The following is a 19,468-nucleotide window of genomic DNA, read 5'->3' on the forward strand; positions in this document are numbered from 1 at the left end:
GCGTTCGTGTCGGCGCGCATTTTAGGCAGGGTCTCAGGCAGCGTCCACCGCTTGCGGGGCCAGCCATGCGCTCCAGTCCGCCTTGGCGCGGTCGGTATAGGCCTGGTAACGGTCTCGGCGCCCGCGGCGGCCGCCCTTCAGGCCCTCGACCGGCGGAAACAGGCCGAAATTCACGTTCATCGGCTGGAAGGTCTTCGCCTCGGCCCCGCCGGTGATGTGGGTGACAAGCGCGCCGGTGGCCGTGGTGGGTGGCGGTGCGTCTGCGGTATGGCCCAGGATTTCGGCCGCGGCCAGACGACCCGCCAGCAGCCCCATCGCGGCGCTTTCGACATAGCCTTCGACGCCGGTGATCTGGCCTGCGAAGCGGATATTGGGGCGCGAACGCAGGCGCATCTGTGCGTCCAGCAGCGTGGGCGAATTCAGGAACGTGTTGCGGTGAATGCCGCCAAGGCGCGCGAACTGAGCGTTTTCAAGGCCCGGGATCGTGCGGAACACCTCTGTCTGCGCGCCGTATTTCATCTTCGTCTGGAAGCCCACGATATTGTAGAGCGTTCCCAGAGCGTTATCGCGGCGGAGCTGGACGATGGCATGGGCCTTCACGTCCGGCTGGTGCGGGTTCGTGAGGCCCACGGGCTTCATGGGCCCATGCCGCAGGGTTTCGCGGCCGCGTTCGGCCATGACTTCGATGGGCAGGCAGCCGTCGAAATAGCCGGCGGTTTCGCCTTCGTGGAACTCCGTCTTGTCGGCGCCCAGCAGCGCGTCGATGAAGGCGTCGTACTGCGCCTTGTCCATCGGGCAGTTGAGGTAGGCGGTGCGCTCTTCCTCCGTCTCGCCCTTGTCGTAGCGCGATTGCATCCACGCTTTCGACATGTCGATCGAATCGAAATAGACGATGGGGGCGATGGCGTCGAAGAAGGCCAGCGCCTCGGACCCGGTTTCCCGCGCGATGGCTGCACCCAGGGCGGTGGAGGTCAGCGGGCCGGTGGCGAAGATCCAGTGGCCGTCGGCGGGAAGCTCCGTCACCTCCTCGCGTGAGAGCGAGATCAAGGGGTGGGACAGCAGTTTCTTGGTCACGTATTCGGCGAAGGGATCACGGTCGACGGCCAGCGCTCCGCCTGCGGGCAGGCGGTTGGCGTCGGCGGCTTCCATCACAACGCCGCCGGCGGCCCGCATCTCCCAATGAAGCAGACCCACGGCGTTCTGTTCGTCGTCATCCGACCGGAAGGAGTTCGAGCACACCATTTCGGCCAGATGTTCCGTCTTGTGCGCGAAGGTGGCGACGAGCGGGCGCATTTCGTGGATGACCACGGGAATGCCCTGTTTGGCTGCGGCCCAGGCGGCCTCGGACCCGGCCATGCCGCCGCCGACGATGTGAAGCGTATCTGTCATGGGCGGCATGTAGGGCAGGGCGCGCGTTGGCGCAATGGTTTCACTGGTCCCACGCGGGGGGGCGTTTTTCCAGGAAGGCGGAAATCCCTTCGGCGGTGTCGCGGTCGATCATGTTTTCGACCATCACGGCACCGGTATAGGCGTAGGCCTCGTCCAGCGGAAGCTCGAGCTGCTTGTAGAAGGCTTCCTTCCCGATGCGGACCGCGCTGCCCAGCTTGGAGGCCAGCGTTTCGGCCAGATCAGAGGTGGCGGTTTCAAGATTCTCGGGGGCTACCACGCGGTTGATCAGACCCAGCTCCTCGGCCCTTGCGGCGTCGATGAACTCGCCCGTCGTCAGCATTTCGAACGCCTTCTTGCGGGGGATGTTGCGGGAGAGGGCGACCATGGGCGTGGAACAGAAAAGGCCGATATTGACGCCGTTCACGCCGAAACGTGTGCCTTCGGCCGCGACCGCCAGATCGCACGAGGCGACAAGCTGGCAGCCGGCCGCGGTGGCGATCCCGTGGACGCGGGCGATGACGGGCTGGGGTAGGTCGCGGATTGCGGTCATCACTTGGCCGCAGCGGGTGAAGAGATCAGCGAAATAGGCCTTGCCGCCGTCTTCGGCCTGCCGGCCTTGGGTCATCTGCTTCAGGTCGTGGCCCGCGCAGAACGCCTTGCCTTCTCCTGACAGGATCACGACTCGGATGGTCGTGTCGTCCTTCAGCGCGGCGAAAGCATCGGCGAGATCCGCCAGCATCTCGTCCGACAGGGCGTTCAGCCGCTCGGGCGCGTTCATGTGCAGATGCGCGATTGCGCCGGTGTCGTGACGTTCCAGAATTGCCATCTTGCGTCCTCCCTTGGGCCGGGGACAATTCTAGGCCGAAGATGAGGCGAGGGAAAGAATGGTGCTGGCACTGAACCGCGACGAATTGCAGACCTTCCTTGTGGAGGTGTTTCCGGAGGTCATGGACCTGTACCGTGTCGAGGCGTTGACCGAGGACACGGTCCAAATGCGGTTCAAGGTGGGCGCGGGCAATTTGCGCCCGGGCGGCACCGTATCGGGGCCGGCCATGTTCGCGCTGGCGGATGTCACGGTCTACGCGATGGTTCTGGCCAAGATCGGGCGCGAGGCGCTGACGGTGACCACCAACGCGACCATCGATTTCATGCGCAAGCCCGAAGGCGGGCGCGACCTGATCGCCGACTGCCGTTTGTTGAAGCTGGGCCGGGCGCTGGCGGTCTGCGATGTGCTGATCCGGTCGGACGGGTCCGAGGGAATCGTCGCGCGGTCGTCGATGACCTATTCCATCCCGCCGCGGCGCTGAATCCGGCGCGGCTGTCAAAAGGCCGGGACTGCGTCCCGACACGATGTCTGGCCGGGACGCGGTCCCGGCGTGCGGAAGCTGCCGATCGGTCTGACAAAAAAAGGCCGGGGCGAACCCCGGCCAGGAGAGGTAGTCCTCTCGGGGAGTGGTGTCAGACCTGCCAGAAGGGGCGGCGTGCCTCGGTGCGTGCCTGGCGGTAGGTCAGCCCGATATCTTCCAGCATGCGGTCATCGAGACGCGACAGCGCATTGCGGCTGCGTTTGCGATAATGCCATTCGGTAATCACTGTTGCGATCTTGACTGCCAGCACAGCGGCAAGCGGCAGCGAAGGCGCCGCGGCAAGGGGGGTCAGGTCATGTGCAGTCAAAACGCGTGTCATCGTATCGTCCTTTCGATTGTATTGACACAAAGTGATCGTACCAAGTACAATGATTGATACACTCTGAAATGTACCGAGAAAAGCGAAAGATTGTAATGGATACAATTTGGGCCACGCCGCTGCCGGATGCCAAGGGACCGAAATACACGCTTGTTGCCGAAACGATCCGGCGGGCGGTGAGTGATGGGCAGCTGGAACACGGCGCGAAGCTGCCCCCGGTGCGGGACCTGGCCTTTCGGTTGCAGATCACGCCCGGCACGGTGGCGCGGGCCTATTCGATGCTGACGGACGAAGGCCTGCTGGTGGGCGAGGTCGGGCGCGGGACCTTCGTGGCCGAACCGCGCGCCGTCGCGTTGGACGAAGACAACGAATGCCTGCTGGAGATCGACGTGATCGCCCACGGGTCGGAGCATCGGAACGCGGGCGACGTCAACCTGTTCTCGCCGCATCTGCCGGCGGTGGGGCAGACGACGCTGATCCGGAAGCTGCTGGCCGATATCGCCAAGGATCCGCCGTCGGGCCTGATGCACTATCCCAGCCGCCAGTCGTCACGCCCCGCACGGCAGGCCGTTGTCAGCTGGATGGAAGGCGCGCCCATCGGGCCGTTCGGGGCCGAGGACGTCGTGCTGACCAATGGCGGGCAGAACGCGATATCCCTGATCCTGCAGGCCGTGTTGAAGGGGCGGCGGCCTGCCGTGCTGGTCGAGGAGCTGTCCTATCCCGGGTTCCGGCGTGCCGCCGAGCTGCTGCGCGCCGACGTGGTGCCGGTGGCGATGGATGCCGACGGGATCGACCCCGCCGCGCTGGAGGCCGCGATCCGCAGTTGCGACGCGCAGGTGCTGTGTACCTCGCCCGAAGTGCACAACCCGACGCTCCTGCGCACACCGCTGGCCCGCCGCCGACAGATCGCCGAGATCTGCCGCCGTCATGACGTGCAGATCATCGAGGACGAGGTCTATCGTACCACCCGCGCCGAAGTGCCGACCTACCGGATGCTGGCGCCGGAGCGAGCGTGGTATGTCTCGTCGATCTCAAAACTGATCACGCCGTCGCTGCGGGTGGGATTTGCCGTGGCGCCCGAAGGCTCCGTCGCCGCCGTGCGCCGGGCCAGCGAACACGGCTTCTTCGGCGTCGCCACCCCGATTGCCGACCTGACGGCCATGCTGCTAGGCCACCCCCGCATCGGCGATCTGCGCGATCAGGTCTGCGAACGGATCGGGGCCTACGTGCAATGCGCCGTCAACGTGCTGGGCATGTACGATCTGCACTGGCGCGAGGACGTGCCGTTCCTGTGGCTGGTCCTTCCGCTGGGCTGGCGCGCGGGCGCCTTCTGCCGTGCCGCGGAAACCCAGGGCGTGCAGATCCGCTCGGCCGAGGACTTCGCGACCCGCAACACCAACACCCCCCACGCCGTGCGCATGGCCATCAACGCAGGCGTCCCGCTGCCCACCTTCGAGGCCGCCTTGACACGCCTCCGCCGCCTTCTGGACGAGCCGCCAGAGCAGCTGGAGGTTTAAAACATGTGGTATTATGATACCATATTTTCAAGCCATTGATTTCGTAAGGTTATTTCAGGCATAGCGGTCTTGACTGTCATGCCCACAGCCCGTAAATCCCGCAAATCCGAATTCAGGCCGGCCCCATCGGTGCCGGTCTTTCCATCAGAACCAGGACCGACTGCAATGAAAACCTTTTCTGCAACGCCTGCAGATATCGACAAGAAATGGATCCTGATCGACGCGGAAGGCGTCGTTCTGGGCCGTCTTGCCTCGATCGTCGCGATGCGTCTGCGCGGCAAGCACAAACCGTCGTTCACGCCGCACATGGACATGGGTGACAACGTCATCGTCATCAATGCCGACAAGATCCAGATGACCGGCAAGAAGCGCGACGAGCACTTCTACTGGCACACGGGCTATCCCGGCGGGATCAAGAGCCGCACCAAGCAGCAGATCCTTGACGGCAAGTACCCCGAGCGCGTGGTCATGCAGGCCGTCAAGCGCATGCTGCCCGGTAACAAGCTGAGCCGCACGCAGATGACCAACCTGCGCATCTACGCCGGTGGCGAGCATCCCCACGAGGCCCAGTCGCCCGAAGTGCTCGACGTCAAGGCGATGAACAAAAAGAACACCCGGAGCTGACCCAGAAAATGGCTGATCAGATCAATTCCCTGGAAGAACTGGCGTCCGTCGCCGGTATCGAGTCGACCCCGGTCGCCGATGAAACCATCATCTACGAAGCCAAGCGCGACGAGCTTGGCCGTTCCTATGCCACCGGCAAGCGGAAGGACGCGATCGCTCGTGTCTGGATCAAGCCGGGTTCGGGCAAGGTGACGGTGAACGGCAAGGAACTGAACAAGTACTTTGCCCGCCCCGTTCTGCAGATGATCCTGCGCCAGCCGTTCCAGGTTGCCGGCGTCGATGGTGAATTCGACGTGATGGCAACCGTCAAGGGCGGTGGCCTGTCGGGGCAGGCCGGTGCGGTCAAGCACGGTATCTCGAAAGCGCTGCAATACTACGACCCGGCCCTGCGCCCGGCGTTGAAAGCGGCAGGCTTCCTGACCCGCGACAGCCGCGTGGTGGAACGCAAGAAGTTCGGCCGCCGCAAGGCCCGCCGGAGCTTCCAGTTCTCGAAGCGTTAAGCTTTGCCGGATTACGTTTTGGAAATGGCCCCCTTGTGGGGCCATTTTTGGCTGTTTGGTTAACGTGTGCCCAAGCCGAGATAAACTAAACTAGTACTCCTTCTATTTCCTGCCAATTCATCCAGCAGGTCGATCAAGCTATCAGTTCTCTCCGTGTGCTCAAGGAAGTCTTTTTGTTTGAAGGCTTCGTTTATCTCCGGAGGACTGCCATGAAAAAATATTTTGTCTTTGGAGTATATCTGGGTAATCTGATTTATCCGCTCGACCATCCAAGGAGCCGCACTAAAAGATGCGCAATTTGGCGACCTTGTCATGGATGTCGGCGTGCAGAAATAGATACAGATATGGGGCGTTAAAGGCACCAATGCCTTTCCTCGGAAGGAATTGAAAGTTAGCCCGCTGGTCAGCCAATCCAAACACCCATCACCAAAAACAAATTTTTTTATTGGCGAGTGAAGTAGCACAAAGAATTGATTGGTGATGAAGCCTTCTTTGCAAAGCTTAGTTGCAAAATGATAGCTTTGCGACATGTTGCCCTTTCCGACGTTTTCGTTGGGAGGGAGTCCGAGCATTTGAGGATAGGATTCATATCTTGATCGCGATGCTGGGCTTCTTATCAAGAGCGAGAAAATAAAAAGTAGCAATTTTCGGTGTAGATCTTCTTCCAGCCGATAGAATTTGCACATATCTTTGAGCTTGCGATCTTTCTTTGTAAAAAGTCTTAGCAGCTGAAAAAATTCCTTGGCGTTTCGGCCAAATGGTTTTAGCTCTTGGATCTGCCCGATGATATTCGGAATGTCGTTGTCAATTTCGAAATCCTTCTCGAAATTACTTTCCCATTCAGTGCCTTGGAAAATCGTGTGTCCGTGAAGGCTGTATCCAATTTTGCGGTTCTTGGCTTTCTTTCTGTCGACCGTTCCATCTGGCTCTATCCAGTGTAAGTTACCTTGCCTGTCGGTCCAGTGTTTCTGTAGGGTGACCGGCCACCAGTGATGATTTCTTGATTTTCTTGCTCGCGCCACTGGCTACCCCCCGAGAACGTTTCAGGCTGTGATACTGCTAGACTGCAGCAAAATGCCGCCAGTTGGGCCCTGGCGTGAGGTTTTGCTGAGCTTTGCGCAGAGTTTCATGGATGCGAAGCCTTCGAAAGGTGACTTGGAAGCCCAGCTCAGTTTCACTGATCCGGCGGTATCAACCCCAGCCCCCGCAGGTAGATCCCGATCCCGGTCTCCAGCAGATCCTCGGGCGGATAGGGGGATTGGGCGCCCGGGGCGGCGCGGGCGTATAGCTCGACCACGCCGTGGCTCATCGCCCAGATATGGGCGCTGAACATCGTGGCCGGGGGGCGGCGGTCGGCCGGGATGTGCTGGGACAGATCGACGGCCGCCTTTTCCAGCACCCCGCGCGCGCGGGCGGAGGCGGCGGCGAGCTCCGGCGTGCGGTTCACCGACAGGCCGCTTTCGAACATCGCGATGTAATGGCCCGGGAACTTGCGGGCAAAGGCAAGGTAGGCGCGGCCCGTGGCCTCGAACGCCGCAAGGGCCGAGGGCTGGCCGCTGTCATAGGCGTGTTGCATCAGGTCGGCGAAGATCTCGAACCCCTGCCGCGCGGCTTCTGCGATCAGGTCGTCGCGGCCTTCGAAATGGCGGTAGACGGCCGCGGGGGTGACGCCGGCCTGTTTCGCGGCCTCGGACAGGGTGAAGCCCTGCGGCCCGCGTTCCTCGATCAGGGGCAGGGACGCGTCGATCAGCGCCTGCCGCAGGTTCCCGTGATGATAGCCGCGCTTAGGCATCGTAAAGTTCGGGCCCACCGCAGATCAGGGGATCGGCCGCACCGATGGCCGTTTCGTCCTTGCCGTCATACTCCAGCGCCATCAGCACGTGCCGCATCGTGGCCAGCCGCGCGCACCGCTTGTCATCGCCGCGAACCACGGTCCAGGGGGCAAGTGCGGCGTGGCTGCGGGTGAACATTTCCGAAATCGCCTGGGAATACGCATCCCATTTCGCCAGCCCTTCGACATCGATGCGCGAGAGTTTCCACTGTTTCAGCGGGTCCTGTTCGCGGGCAAGGAAGCGCGCCAGCTGTTCGGCGCGCCCGATGGTGATCCAGAACTTGAACAGGTGCATCCCGTCGGCGACCAGCGCCTCCTCCAGCGGGAGGACCTGCCGGAAGAAGCGTTCGCGCTCATCCGCGGTGCAGAAGCCGAAGACGTGTTCGACAACGGCGCGGTTGTACCACGACCGGTCGAAGAACACGATTTCCCCCGCGGCGGGCAGATGCGCGATGTAGCGCTGGAAGTACCACTGGCTTGCTTCCGTCTGCGACGGTTTGGGCAGGGCGGCGACACGGGTTCCGCGTGGATTAAGGTACTCCGTGAACCGCTTGATATTGCCGCCTTTTCCCGCGGCGTCCCGGCCTTCGAACAGAAGCGCGATGCGCTGGCCGGTCCGCTTGGCCCAGGCCTGCATCTTCACCGCCTCGACCTGCAGCGCCTCCAGCGCGTCATGGTAGGCGTCGCTGTCCATGTCTTTCTTGTAGGGATAGGCGGGGTTCATGACCCGGTGCTTCTTCGCGCCCTCGATCTCCCGGCGCACCGTCTTGGGGGCGTGGTTCTCGAAATAGTCGGTTATGGCACCGTCGAAGGGCAGGTCCATGGTGGCTCCTTGGGGCGATTGCGGGATCTGTTTCGCAGAGCGACTATGGAATGTTAAGGCTGTTCACGCAAACCCGCCCGCGCGGCGGCGCGGGCGACGGCGGCGGTGACGGTTTCGGTGGCGGTCTGGTGCGGCATGTGCCCCGCTTCGGGCACCCGGGTCAGCGTGGCGCCGTCGACGGTTTGCGACAGCGGGATCGCGTGGATCTTCATCCCGACGGTGGTGTCGGCGGTGCCGTGCACGATCCCGGTCGGGACGCCGATGGTGTCGAGCCGCGGGGCCAGCGCGGTGATCTCGTCCAGCAGCGTCGCGCGCTGAACGGCGTTCGCGCGCATCGACACACGGCGGAGCGTGAGGCCGGGGCCCAGATGGTCGGCATAGCCATCGGGCGGCGTCTCCGGATCGAAGATCGATTCCAGCGAGGACGCGACATAGGCGTGCGGCGCGAAGGCGGTGATCAGGGGGACGACAACGGCCTGTCCGAACCCGGACGACGTGATGCGGTAGAACGGATCGAGCGGCGCGTCCCACGGGTGAGAGGGAGAGGAGACAGGGATGAGACCGGACAGGCGGTCGTGATGCTCCACCGCCCAGGCCAGCGCAACGGCGCCGCCATAGGACTGGCCCAGCACCAGCGGCGTCTCGGCGCCAAGCTTCACGGCCGCTTGCGAGAGCAGATCGGCCTGCGCGAAGATGCTCTCGTCACCCTCCAGCCGGTCGGTGTAGCCGAAGCCGGGACGGTCGAAGATGATGACGCGGTAATCCTCGGCCAGTGCGGGGGCAAGGCGGAAGGTCATGTCGCGGGTGTTGCCGCCCGAGCCGTGGATCAGGACAAGGTCCGGGCCTTCGCCCATCACCACCGCATGGACCCGCGTGCCGTTCACGTCGACGAACCGGCCTTGCGGCGGGTAGGCGGCCTCGGCCTTCGTTTCGCGGGCCTGCGCGCGCCACAGGACGACGCCCCAGATCAGCACCAGGGCGGCGGCAAGGGCGAGGAATATCTTAATGGCCAATCTCGCTCGTCTCGTAAGGCGTGGACTGATAGATCTCGTTGATCCAGTTGCCGTATAGGAGATGCGCCTGGGATCGCCAGCGGTTCTGCGGCGGCAGGGTGGGATCGTCGAACGGATAGTAGTTGACCGGCACCTCGATCGGGACACCGGCCGAGACGTCCCGGTCGTATTCCTGCTTCAGCGTATCGCTGTCGTATTCGAAATGGTTGAAGATATAGAGCGCCCGGTGCTCGGGATCGGCCACAAGGCAGGGGCCGACCTCGTCACTGCCGACAAGGGTTTCGAGCGCAGGCACGGCGTCGATCTCGTCCTGCTTCATCTCGGTCCAGCGGCTGACAGGGATCACGAAGTTGTCGGAGAACCCGCGCAGGAAGGGGGACGATGTCGACCGGCAGGCGTGGCGGTAGCAGCCGAACGCCTTTTCTCCCAGGATATGCTTTTCGATCCCGTGGAAATGCTGGATCATCGCCATTCCGCCCCAGCAGACGCCGAAGGTGGAATGCACGTTGGTCTGGGTCCAGTTCATGATCTCGGTCAGCTCGTCCCAGTAGGTGACCTCGTCGAAGTCGAGCGTCTCGATCGGAGCGCCGGTGATGATCAGGCCGTCGAACTTCTCGTGCTTCACCTCTTCCCAGGTCCGGTAGAAGCTGTCCATGTGCTCGGGCGCTGTGTTCTTCGGGTTGTGGCCGGTCATCGAGATCAACTGGAAATCGATCTGTAGCGGCGTCGCCCCGATCAGGCGCGCGAACTGGGTTTCGGTCTGGATCTTGCGGGGCATCAGGTTCAGCAGACCGATGCGGAGCGGGCGGATATCCTGGCGCATTGCCTCGTCCTCCGTCATGACCATGACGCCTTCGCGCTTGAGCACGTCGAAGGCGGGCAGGTCGGCGGGAAGCTTGATGGGCATTGCATAATGTCCTCTGACTCTCTGGCTCGATTTATACAGACCCGGGCCATAGTCAACGGCCCTGAGCGAAGACCCTTACGGGTATGTGAACCAAGATCCGCGGGCAGGGAATCGCGCGCGCGGCGGCCCGCCCGCCCATCCCCCGTCGGATCCCGCGGGCGGGATCCTCCTTGCCGCCGCGCGCGCGATTCCAGTGACCGGCCGAAAGGCAGGACATGTTCGCGCGGGCATGGCGAAAGGTCGGGCGCGATCCTTCTTGCCGGGACCGTCGAATTGGGGCGGGCAACGCTGGCCGGAAGTGGCCGGGCCCTTGGGGTCAGGCGCCGTCGCCCGTGTTGCGGGCATCGATCGCCTTGGCGATGATGTCGACGAAGCCCTCGGGATCCGAGATCTGCTCCATCTGCGCGGCGGGCACTGTCACCCCCCATTTCGCCATCGCCTCGTAGCGCGGCTGGCGGTGGGCCAGCGCACGGGCATACGCATAGCGGATGAACCCGTCGGGGTCCACCTGATCGGGTGCCGCACCCGTCTCGTCCAGGTAGGATTCCCATGTACGTGCCAGAAATTCCGGCTGGTATGACATAGGTTTGGGCGCCCGGTCGAACCGGCGGACCAGCGCTTCGGTATGCGCATCGTCGCCTTTCAGCCAGATCATCAGCGTGCAGGCGGACAGGGCGGCCATCACTTCGTCGGCCGGATCGAAGGGATCGACCCATTCGCAGATCGACCCGCCGGTGTCGCAGATGAAGTGCGGATAGCCATAAAGACGTTCGGAGCGGCTGATGAAATACTCGGTATCCAGCAGTGCGCGCACCTCGGCGATGCGGAACTGATCCTGCCGTTCCTGGAAGTTCTCCAGCGGCAGGCCGCCGCGGTCGGGATCGCCCGGCTTGCCAAGATAGGCGGTGACCGCGTTCAGGTTGGAGAACGACAGGTTGGGGATCACGGAAATCGAATCCGTCATCAGAAGGTTCCGCAGGAACGGGACCTGCATCATGTAGGCGCGGGCATCGTCGGTGATGTATTCGCCCATGTACCGGGTGCCGATGCGGTAATCGATCGAGTAGTGAAACCAGTCGCCGCTTTCGCGCAGGATCTGCGACAGGAAGGTCTTGCCCAGCCCAGACATGCCGAAGACAAGCACGCGTTTCTGCGGGGCGGCCCGCCATTCGTCACCGGTTTCGTAGATCATGACTTGCCCTCGATTGATCCGCCGGTCTTTAGCAGAGCGTCAGCGGGGGTCAATCGCAGGGTGGCGGAGGCGGCGGAGCAGGGCGCCCCGGAAGAGCGTTCCGTTCAGGGTCAGCAGCCCAACGGCCAGGATCGCAAAGCCCGCGAAGGCGCGGGGGGCCAGTTCCTCGTCCAGTCCCACGGCGCCGATCACGATGGACACGGGCGCAACCAGAAGCGTGACGATCAGCAGGTTCCCCGACCCGGCCGAAGACAGGATGCGGTAGTACAGAAGGAACGCCCCGGCGGTCGCGATCAACGCATAATAGGACACCGCGGCCCAAGTCTGCGGTTGCAGGTCAAAGCTGGGCAGGCCGTCGGCGGTGATGGCGATGGGCAGCATCCAGATCGTGGCGCCCGTCAGCATGCCGGCAGCGGCGACGATCGGGGACAGACCGCCCAGATAGGTCCGCGCGAAGGCCCCGGCAAAGGCATAGCTGACGGTGCCCGCGATGACCGCCAGTTGCGCCAGGCTGTGGAGGTCGAGCGCCATCAGGTTCGACAGGCCAACGGTCGTGGCCACGCCCAGAAAGCCCAGCACCACGCCCGCCAGCTTGCGCGTCGTCAGCCGTTCGTCGGCAAAGACCAGCGCCGCCACCAGCACCCCGAAGATCGCGGTCGAGGCATTGAGGATCGCGGCCAGCCCGCTTTCGATATGAAGCTGGCCCCAGGCTTGCAGCGAGAACGGGATCGCGTTGTTTATCAGGCCCATGACAAGGAACGCGGCCCAGGTGCCCGGGTTTCTGGGCAGTTTCTGCCGCGTGACCAGCGCCAGCACCCAAAGCGCCAGCGCCGCCCAGAACGTGCGATGCAAGACGGCCGTGAGCGGCGTCAGTTCGAACAGGGCCACGCGGACCGACGGGAACGTGCCGCCCCAGATCAGGGCCAGCAGGAACATGAGACCCCAGTCGCGCGGGGAAAGCGATTTTTGCTGTGTCATGACACAGGATTACTCGGCGCCGGCAGAGGAGACGATCCGAAGCTTGCGGTTCTCGGCCACGATGTTGATGTAATTGCCGGCAAAGATCACGACAGCGCCGGCCAGCACCCACAGGTCCAGCGCCTCGCCATACAGCAGCATGCCGATGACTGCGATCACGGGCAGGCGGACGAAGTCGAACGGAACCACGGTGGACGCCGGCGCGATCTTCAGCGCGTTGGTGACGCAGAAATGCGCCGACAGCCCGCACAGGCCGATCAGCGCCAGCCACGGCAGGGATTGCAGCGTGGGCAGCGCGATATCGCCGTCGATGCCAGAGGCCAGCAGCCCGAACACCGCTTGCATCCCCGTCAGCCAGAACAGGATGCAGGCCACCGTTTCGGTGTTGGTCAGGCGCTTGGTGAAGATGAAGGTCAGCGCGAAGAACACCGCCGCCGCCGCGCCGAAAATGATGCCCGTATCGATGCCCGACACGTCGGGCCGGGCCACCATCAGCACCCCGATGAACCCCAGGACGGCCGAGGCCAGCCGCACCACTGTCAGCTTCTCGCCCAGCAGGAACGGCGCCATGAACACCACCCACATCGGCGACGTGAATTCCAGCGCGAAGACCTGCGCCAGAGGGATCATGGTGATCGCGGCCAGCCACAGGTTCTGCGCGGTGAAATGCGCCCCGTTCCTGAGGATCTGTTCGCCGAACCGGTTGGTGGTTACCTGGCGCCAATGCCCGGTGACCGTCAGCACCGCCGACACGATCACGATCCCCACGATGGAGCGGTAGAGCATGATTTCGAAGGTGTCATGCACCTCGGCCGCGATCCGGCCTGACACCGCCATCAGAGAGAACGAGACGATCGCGCCGATCATCCAGATCCCAGCCTTGATGACCGGGCTCATGCGCATGTCACGGGATTGGGGCCACAGATGGACCGACCCCTGTCAGGCTGGCTGTCGCTCGGCCCCATGCCTCATTCCCACTCGATGGTGCCCGGCGGTTTCGAGGTGATGTCGTAGGTCACCCGGTTGATGCCCTTGACCTCGTTGATGATGCGGGTCGCGGTTTCGCCCAGGAAATCGTGGCTGAAGGGGTAGAAATCGGCCGTCATCCCGTCGACGGATGTCACTGCCCGCAGCGCGCAGGCGAAATCGTAGCTGCGCGCGTCGCCCATCACGCCCACGGTGCGGACAGGCAGGATCGCCGCGAAGGCCTGCCAGATCTCGTCATAGAGCCCGTGCTTGCGGATCTGGTCGATATAGACGGCATCGGCGCGGCGCAGGATCTCGAGCTTCTCGCGCGTGATCTCGCCCGGGCAGCGGATCGCAAGGCCGGGACCGGGGAAGGGGTGGCGACCGATGAAATGCTCGGGCAGGCCCAGTTCGCGGCCCAGTTCGCGGACTTCATCCTTGAACAGTTCGCGCAGCGGCTCGACCAGCTTCAGGCCCATCTTTTCGGGCAGGCCGCCGACATTGTGGTGCGACTTGATCGTGTGCGACGGCCCGCCCGAGAACGAGACCGATTCGATCACGTCCGGATACAGTGTCCCCTGCGCCAGGAAGGCGGCGCCTTCGATCTCGTTGGCATATTTCTGGAAGACGTCGATGAACAGGCGCCCGATGATCTTGCGCTTGGTTTCGGGGTCCGACACGCCGTCGAGCTCGCCCAGGAACAGCTCCTGCTCCTGCGCGTGGATGACCGACAGGTTCATGTGGTCGCGGAACATGCCCACGACCTCGTCAGCCTCGTTCAGGCGCAAAAGGCCGTGATCGACGAAGACGCAGGTCAGGTTTTCGCCGATGGCCTCGTGCAGAAGCGCCGCGGCGACCGAACTGTCGACACCGCCCGAGAGCGCGCAGATGACTTTTGAATCGCCCACCTGATCGCGGATGATCTGGACCATCTCGTCGCGGTAGGCGGCCATCGTCCAGTCGCCGGTGAAGCCTGCCATCTTCACGAAGTTCTCGTAAAGCTTCGGTCCGTTCGGCGTGTGGTGCACTTCGGGGTGGAACTGCACGGCGTAGAAATGCCGGCTTGCATCGGCCGTGACCGCAAAGGGCGCGTTGGGCGAGGTGCCGTAAACTGTGAAGCCCGGCGCCAACTTGCTGACATGGTCGCCATGGCTCATCCAGACCTGCTCGGGTCCTTCCACGAACCAGCCGTCCAGAAGATCCAGCGGTTCGACCGCAGTCACCTTCGCCCGTCCGAATTCGGCGGTGCCGTCGCCGGACAGCACTTCACCACCTAGCTGGTGCATCATCACCTGCTGGCCGTAGCAGATGCCAAGGATCGGCACGCCAAGGTCGAACACCTCCTGCGGGGCGCGCGGGCTGTCGGGATTGGTGACCGATTCCGGGCCGCCGGAGAAGATCACCGCCTTGGGCTTCAGCTCGTCCAGCAGGTCGGCCGTCACCGTCTGGTAGGGGCGGATTTCGCAATAGACGTTCAGCTCGCGCAGGCGGCGCGCGATCAGTTGCGTTACCTGGCTTCCGAAGTCGATGATCAGAAGGAGTTCGTGTGAGGTCTCTGGCATGGCAACGCACTAGTCCGGCGGGCCGATCTGCGCAAGAGGGCGCGGTCGCCCGAACCACCTTGCCGCACAGGTTGTATCACCCCCGGCACCCGATTACTTATTATTTGAAAGCAATATTTGTTCCGGGGGAACGGGCACGATGTTCAAGCACATCCTGATGGCATCAGACCTGTCGCCTCGGTCCGAACGCGCGTTGCGCCGCGCCTTTCTGCTGGCGGAAGAGTTCGATGCAAAGCTGACCGTATTGTCGATCGTCGATTCGGACCTGCCGGAAATGATCGCGGCCCAGCTCATGGCCGATACCGAATCCGCCCTGTCGTCGCTCTGCGCGACGGTCTCGGACCGCGGGGCCGAGATCCTGGTGCATGTGGACAACCCGGTCGAGGGCATCGTGGGCGCCGTATCCGAGTTCGATACCGATCTTTTGTGCCTGGGCGTGCATCGCCCGCGGCCCTTCTGGGACCTGTTCTCCGGCACCACGATGGAGCGCATCGTGCGCGGATCGCGCTGCCCCGTGCTGTTGGTGAAGGATCCCGCCGATCACACCTATGACCGCGTGCTGGCGGGAATTGACCTGTCGCCGGCCTGCGTGGCGGCCGTCAACACCAGCTGCGCCATGGCGCCCGATGCCGATGTGACCGTCTTCCATGCCTACCACGTGCCCTACAAGGGCATGATCGCGCCCATGTCGGGCGATGCGGCCTTCGCCCCGTTCGAACGTGAAGCGGCCCGTGCGCTGGACGACTGGTGGGAGAAGGTCGACCTGCCGGACCGGATCACAAAGCCCGAGCCGGAGCCCACCAACCGCGCCCATGCCCTGTCGCAGCATCTTTCCGCGATCCGGCCGCAGCTTCTGGCCGTGGGGGCCCATGCCCGTCACGGGCTGGCGCCGACGATGCTGGGCAGCTTCACCGAACAGATCCTGCGCGATCCGCCCTGCGACGTGCTGGTTGCACGACGCGCCGAAACCCTGGTCTGAGGCGCGGGCCGGGGGCGTTCAGAACGTCCCGGTGTCGCTTTCACCCCTCACGCGCCGCAAAAATCGCCTTCGCCCGCCCCGGACATGCGCTATCACGGGCTGACCCCGGGCTATGCGCGCTGGGACAAGGACCACGAGGACCGATCATGAGCGAAGAGGGCGGGCGTGCACGACGCGCCAGAGGCGGCGGCGGAGCAGCACGGCGGGCGGAACGGTCCGGCGTGCGGATCGAGGCGGCACGCTACATCGAACGAAACATTCCCATCATCGAGCTCCTGAACGAAGAGGCGCTCGAGATCATCGAGACCAACGCCGAAACGGTGCTGGCCGAGATCGGGGTGAATTTCGTCAACAATCCGGCCGCGCTGGACCGCTGGCGGGACGCGGGCGCCGAGGTTGAAGGCGAACGGGTGAGGATCCCGCGCGGTCTGGCCCGAAAGCTGTGCGCCACGGCCCCGGCATCGTTCACGCAGCACGCCCGCAATCCGCAAAGGAACGTGGAGATCGGCGGCAAGACCATGGTCTGCGCGCCCGTCTACGGCCCGCCCTTCGTGCGCGACCGGACCATGGGCCGCCGCTATGCCACGATGGAGGATTTCCGGTCCTTCGTGAAGCTGGGCTACATGTCGAAATACCTGCATCATTCCGGCGGGACGGTATGCGAACCGACCGACATCCCTGTCAACAAGCGCCACCTGGACATGCTGCATGCCCACATGACGCTGTCCGACAAGCCCTTCATGGGCTCGGTGACCGAACCGTCGCGGGCGCGTGATTCGGTCGAGATGTGCGAGATCCTGTTCGGCAAGGAGTTCGTCGACCAGAACTGCGTCATGACATCGCTGATCAACATCAACTCGCCGCTCACATTCGACGACACGATGATGGGCGCGCTGGAAATCTACGCCGCGGCCGGGCAGGCGGCGATCATCTCTCCCTTCATCGTCGGTGGCGCGATGTCGCCGGTGACGGTGGCCGGGACGCTGACGCAGGTGCTGGCCGAGGTGCTGGCCGGCATCGCCTATTCGCAGCTTGTCCGCCCCGGTGCCCCGGTGATCTTCGGCGCCTTCGTGGCCTCGATCGACATGGGCTCGGGCGCGCCGACCTTCGGCACGGCGGAAGCCAGCCAGGTGCTTTACGGTGCGGGCCAGCTGGCGCGGCGCCTTGGTGTGCCGTTCCGGTCGGGCGGCGCGCTGTGCGGATCGAAGCTGCCCGACGCGCAGGCAGCGTACGAGACGGCGAACACGCTGAATGCCGCGCTGATGGGGGGCGTGAACTTCATGCTCCATTCCTGCGGCTGGCTGGAAGGCGGGCTCGTTGCCAGTTTCGAGAAATTCGTGATGGATGCCGACCAGCTTGGCGTGCTGCACCGGATGGCCGAAGGCGTGAAGATCGACGAGAATGCCCAGGCCATGGACGCCTTGGCCGAAGTCGGCCCGGGCGGGCATTTCCTGGGCTGCGAACACACGCAGGCCAACTTCAAGACGGCGTTCTGGACGTCGGACATCTACGACACGAAACCCTTTGAAACCTGGTCGGAAGAGGGGTCTCCCGACACGTTCGAACTGGCCGCGCGCCGGGTCGACAAGCTGCTGGCTGCCTACCAGCAGCCGCAGATGGATCCGGATCTCGCCGGAGCCCTTGCCGCCTACGTGGCAGAGAAGAAGGCCTCGGCGCCCGACGCCTTCATGTAAGCTGCGCGGTCTCGACGGGGGCGAGGCGCGTGCGCCCGCCCCTTGAGGCCGCCTGCGCCACCAGTTGGTCGGCCTTTGCCGCCTCGCTAGCACGCGCGCTTTGCAGGATCTCGGCCTCGCCCATGATCGCGATCAGCAGGTCCAGATGCCGGGGCAGGGAATAGCTGGCTTCGTTTGCCTTTCGCCAATCGTCCTGCTCGCGCTCCAGTTCCATCAGACGCATCAGCGCCGTGGCCGGCCGCGGCAACGCGCCATAGCCCAAAATCCGTTGCAGATGCCGTTCCCGGCGGTATTCGCGTGCCCCGAACCGGGCGGCCCTGATCAGCAGCCGCGGGCGTCTCAGGCTGTTCAACATGCTCAGAATATCTTGCATCGCGAAACTGTCCCTTTTCGGATTCGATGTGGACAGAAAATATACAACGCCGACCGGTGTTGCGTATTGTCGATGACTCGCGAACGATGGATTCAGCACTGTTTATTATTTGCAAACAATGATCTGCACTGTCTCGGTTTGTTAAGCGTTTGGTAACAGGTAGCCTCCTAGGGTTGTGGATAAAAAAGGGATAAGTTGACTAAAACTGTGCATAACCGACGGTCGGACTGGATCATGCCCGAACCCGACCCTTTGCCGGGTGAGGCGCCCGATTGGGTGCCGGCAGAGGTGCGGCGTTACATCGAACATACGGTGTCGGGCATTTCCATTCGTACATTGGCGCGCATGGCGGGATGTCATGCGTCGACGGTTCTGCGGCAGATTCGCAGGATCGAACATCGGCGCGACGATCCGCTGGTGGACGCGGCATTGGACCGGTTGGCCGCACTGCATGGGCTGGATGGGCCCCAGGCAAAGGATTCAAAGGGAATGACAGCAACGGAGACCCAGCCCGGAATAACGGGTGCGGCGCCGGTCCGCCGCGCGGATGGCGTCGCGCAGGTCAAGACGCCGGGGGCAGCGACCCCGAGCGATGCAGTCCTGGAGCGCGAGGCGCCGCGGATCCTGCGGCGGCTGTGCGAACCCGGCGCGGTGATGGCCGTGGCCGAGAACATGGAAAAGGCCGTGGTGGTCCGCGACGACGCCGAAGGCACCAGCACGCGCACCGCGGTGATCGATGCCGCGATCGCGCAGGCCATGGCACTGAAGGAATGGATCGTCTGCCCGTCTCCCGGGCGGGTCAGCAAGTACCGCATCACGGGCGCAGGCCGGGCGGCGCTGAACCGCTTTCTGGCAAAGCTGGAAAACTCGGCACGCGAGGTCAATGACCACGGTTTTGCCGACGCGCAGCGCGGGTTCTCGGGCCCCCGGGTCATTATCGAGGAGCGCGACGATCGCGACAGCGGCAGCCGACGGCTGCGGTTTTCCCAGGCCGAAAGCCCGCTCACGGCCCTGTCGCGGCGGCGCGACCGGGACGGAAAGCCGTTCCTGGCGTCGGATCTTGTCCGCGCGGGCGAACGCATGCGCGAGGATTTCGAGCTGTCGCAATTCGGCCCGCTGGCGATCCACGACTGGGACGGGGTCCTGGCCGGGATGATGTCGGACGGGGCCGATCCCGGGACCGCCAACGCGCGCAAGCGGTTGCACCGGGCGCTGTCGGATCTTGGCCCGGGCCTGGGCGACGTGGCGCTGCGCTGCTGCTGCTTTCTGGAAGGGTTGGAGACGGCGGAAAAGCGGCTGGGCTGGTCGGCGCGGTCGGGCAAGATCGTGCTGCGCATCGCGCTCCAGCGGCTGAAGCGGCACTACGACGAAGGCGCAATCCAGGACCGCATGATCGGGTGAACGGGCCCAGGCGCCCCTGCGGCGCCCGGACCG

Annotated in this window: 20 protein-coding genes; 7 read left to right on the forward strand and 13 right to left on the reverse strand. The window is 63.9% G+C overall.

Annotated elements, in window-relative coordinates:
- Positions 1-33: 33 nt before the first annotated feature.
- Together trmFO and D4754_RS15025 are read right to left on the reverse strand one after the other, a co-directional pair.
- On the reverse strand, positions 34-1,389 hold the full coding sequence (gene trmFO, locus D4754_RS15020; protein ID WP_121065339.1) for a methylenetetrahydrofolate--tRNA-(uracil(54)-C(5))-methyltransferase (FADH(2)-oxidizing) TrmFO: 1,356 nt from the start codon (positions 1,387-1,389) through the stop codon (positions 34-36).
- Positions 1,390-1,429: 40 nt separating this feature from the next.
- Positions 1,430-2,215 carry an enoyl-CoA hydratase gene (locus tag D4754_RS15025; RefSeq protein WP_121065012.1) on the reverse strand — a complete coding sequence of 262 codons (786 nt, stop codon included), beginning with the start codon at positions 2,213-2,215 and terminating at the stop codon, positions 1,430-1,432.
- A 58-nt stretch (positions 2,216-2,273) separates the two neighbouring features.
- Here D4754_RS15025 and D4754_RS15030 point away from each other — a divergent pair, with 58 nt between their 5' ends.
- Entirely contained in the window at positions 2,274-2,696 is a 423-nt protein-coding gene (locus tag D4754_RS15030; RefSeq protein ID WP_121065014.1) for a PaaI family thioesterase, read from the forward strand.
- 151 nt (positions 2,697-2,847) lie between these two features.
- On the opposite strand, the gene D4754_RS15035 is transcribed toward D4754_RS15030, so the two are convergent.
- Complete coding sequence (locus tag D4754_RS15035) at positions 2,848-3,075, reverse strand: DUF1127 domain-containing protein (RefSeq protein ID WP_121065016.1); 228 nt, start codon at positions 3,073-3,075, stop codon at positions 2,848-2,850.
- Positions 3,076-3,170: 95 nt separating this feature from the next.
- Here D4754_RS15035 and D4754_RS15040 point away from each other — a divergent pair, with 95 nt between their 5' ends.
- The 3 genes from D4754_RS15040 to rpsI all read left to right on the forward strand — a co-directional run bounded on the left by D4754_RS15040 (position 3,171) and on the right by rpsI (position 5,716).
- Positions 3,171-4,592, forward strand: a complete 1,422-nt coding sequence (locus tag D4754_RS15040) for an aminotransferase-like domain-containing protein (RefSeq protein ID WP_121065019.1) — start codon at positions 3,171-3,173, stop codon at positions 4,590-4,592.
- Between the two features lie 165 nt (positions 4,593-4,757).
- Entirely contained in the window at positions 4,758-5,216 is a 459-nt protein-coding gene (gene rplM / locus D4754_RS15045) for a 50S ribosomal protein L13 (protein WP_121065021.1), read from the forward strand.
- Positions 5,217-5,224: 8 nt separating this feature from the next.
- On the forward strand, positions 5,225-5,716 hold the full coding sequence (gene rpsI, locus D4754_RS15050; protein ID WP_121065023.1) for a 30S ribosomal protein S9: 492 nt from the start codon (positions 5,225-5,227) through the stop codon (positions 5,714-5,716).
- A gap of 59 nt (positions 5,717-5,775) precedes the next feature.
- Here the strand turns inward: rpsI and D4754_RS24045 are convergent, their stop codons facing one another.
- From D4754_RS24045 to guaA, 9 genes are all read right to left on the reverse strand, one after another.
- Positions 5,776-6,738 (reverse strand): hypothetical protein, encoded by a 963-nt coding sequence (locus tag D4754_RS24045; RefSeq protein ID WP_163025934.1) that lies wholly within the window; start codon positions 6,736-6,738, stop codon positions 5,776-5,778.
- A 152-nt stretch (positions 6,739-6,890) separates the two neighbouring features.
- The gene (locus tag D4754_RS15055; RefSeq protein ID WP_121065025.1) at positions 6,891-7,508 is read right to left on the reverse strand and encodes a TetR/AcrR family transcriptional regulator; all 618 of its coding nucleotides are present in this window, start codon (positions 7,506-7,508) and stop codon (positions 6,891-6,893) included.
- A complete protein-coding gene (gene ppk2, locus D4754_RS15060) occupies positions 7,501-8,370 on the reverse strand; it encodes a polyphosphate kinase 2 (RefSeq protein ID WP_121065027.1) in 870 nt (289 codons plus the stop codon). The genes D4754_RS15055 and ppk2 overlap by 8 nt, the downstream gene beginning before the upstream one ends.
- A 53-nt stretch (positions 8,371-8,423) precedes the next feature.
- Positions 8,424-9,383 (reverse strand): alpha/beta fold hydrolase, encoded by a 960-nt coding sequence (locus D4754_RS15065; RefSeq protein ID WP_121065029.1) that lies wholly within the window; start codon positions 9,381-9,383, stop codon positions 8,424-8,426.
- Positions 9,373-10,290 (reverse strand): homoserine O-acetyltransferase MetA, encoded by a 918-nt coding sequence (gene metA / locus D4754_RS15070; protein WP_121065031.1) that lies wholly within the window; start codon positions 10,288-10,290, stop codon positions 9,373-9,375. Before metA ends, D4754_RS15065 begins: the two co-directional genes overlap by 11 nt.
- A 316-nt stretch (positions 10,291-10,606) precedes the next feature.
- Positions 10,607-11,482: an ATPase gene (locus D4754_RS15075; protein WP_121065033.1), complete on the reverse strand. Its 876-nt coding sequence runs from the start codon at positions 11,480-11,482 to the stop codon at positions 10,607-10,609.
- 39 nt (positions 11,483-11,521) lie between these two features.
- A complete protein-coding gene (locus D4754_RS15080; RefSeq protein WP_121065034.1) occupies positions 11,522-12,460 on the reverse strand; it encodes a DMT family transporter in 939 nt (312 codons plus the stop codon).
- 9 nt (positions 12,461-12,469) lie between these two features.
- Positions 12,470-13,357 carry a DMT family transporter gene (locus D4754_RS15085; RefSeq protein WP_121065341.1) on the reverse strand — a complete coding sequence of 296 codons (888 nt, stop codon included), beginning with the start codon at positions 13,355-13,357 and terminating at the stop codon, positions 12,470-12,472.
- 71 nt (positions 13,358-13,428) lie between these two features.
- On the reverse strand, positions 13,429-14,988 hold the full coding sequence (gene guaA / locus D4754_RS15090; protein WP_121065036.1) for a glutamine-hydrolyzing GMP synthase: 1,560 nt from the start codon (positions 14,986-14,988) through the stop codon (positions 13,429-13,431).
- 139 nt (positions 14,989-15,127) lie between these two features.
- Between guaA and D4754_RS15095 the strand changes: the two genes are divergently transcribed.
- Positions 15,128-15,967: a universal stress protein gene (locus D4754_RS15095; protein ID WP_121065038.1), complete on the forward strand. Its 840-nt coding sequence runs from the start codon at positions 15,128-15,130 to the stop codon at positions 15,965-15,967.
- 146 nt (positions 15,968-16,113) lie between these two features.
- Positions 16,114-17,661, forward strand: coding sequence for a trimethylamine methyltransferase family protein (locus D4754_RS15100; protein WP_121065039.1), 1,548 nt, complete (start codon positions 16,114-16,116; stop codon positions 17,659-17,661).
- Here the strand turns inward: D4754_RS15100 and D4754_RS15105 are convergent.
- Positions 17,654-18,034, reverse strand: coding sequence for a DUF6477 family protein (locus tag D4754_RS15105; protein ID WP_240453897.1), 381 nt, complete (start codon positions 18,032-18,034; stop codon positions 17,654-17,656). The genes D4754_RS15100 and D4754_RS15105 overlap by 8 nt on opposite strands.
- A gap of 234 nt (positions 18,035-18,268) precedes the next feature.
- Between D4754_RS15105 and D4754_RS15110 the strand changes: the two genes are divergently transcribed.
- Positions 18,269-19,435 carry a DUF6456 domain-containing protein gene (locus D4754_RS15110; protein WP_121065041.1) on the forward strand — a complete coding sequence of 389 codons (1,167 nt, stop codon included), beginning with the start codon at positions 18,269-18,271 and terminating at the stop codon, positions 19,433-19,435.
- Positions 19,436-19,468 lie beyond the last annotated feature (33 nt).

Origin of the sequence: Chachezhania antarctica, assembly GCF_003646465.1 — a bacterium.
In the GTDB taxonomy this organism is placed as follows: Bacteria; Pseudomonadota; Alphaproteobacteria; order Rhodobacterales; family Rhodobacteraceae; genus Chachezhania; species Chachezhania antarctica.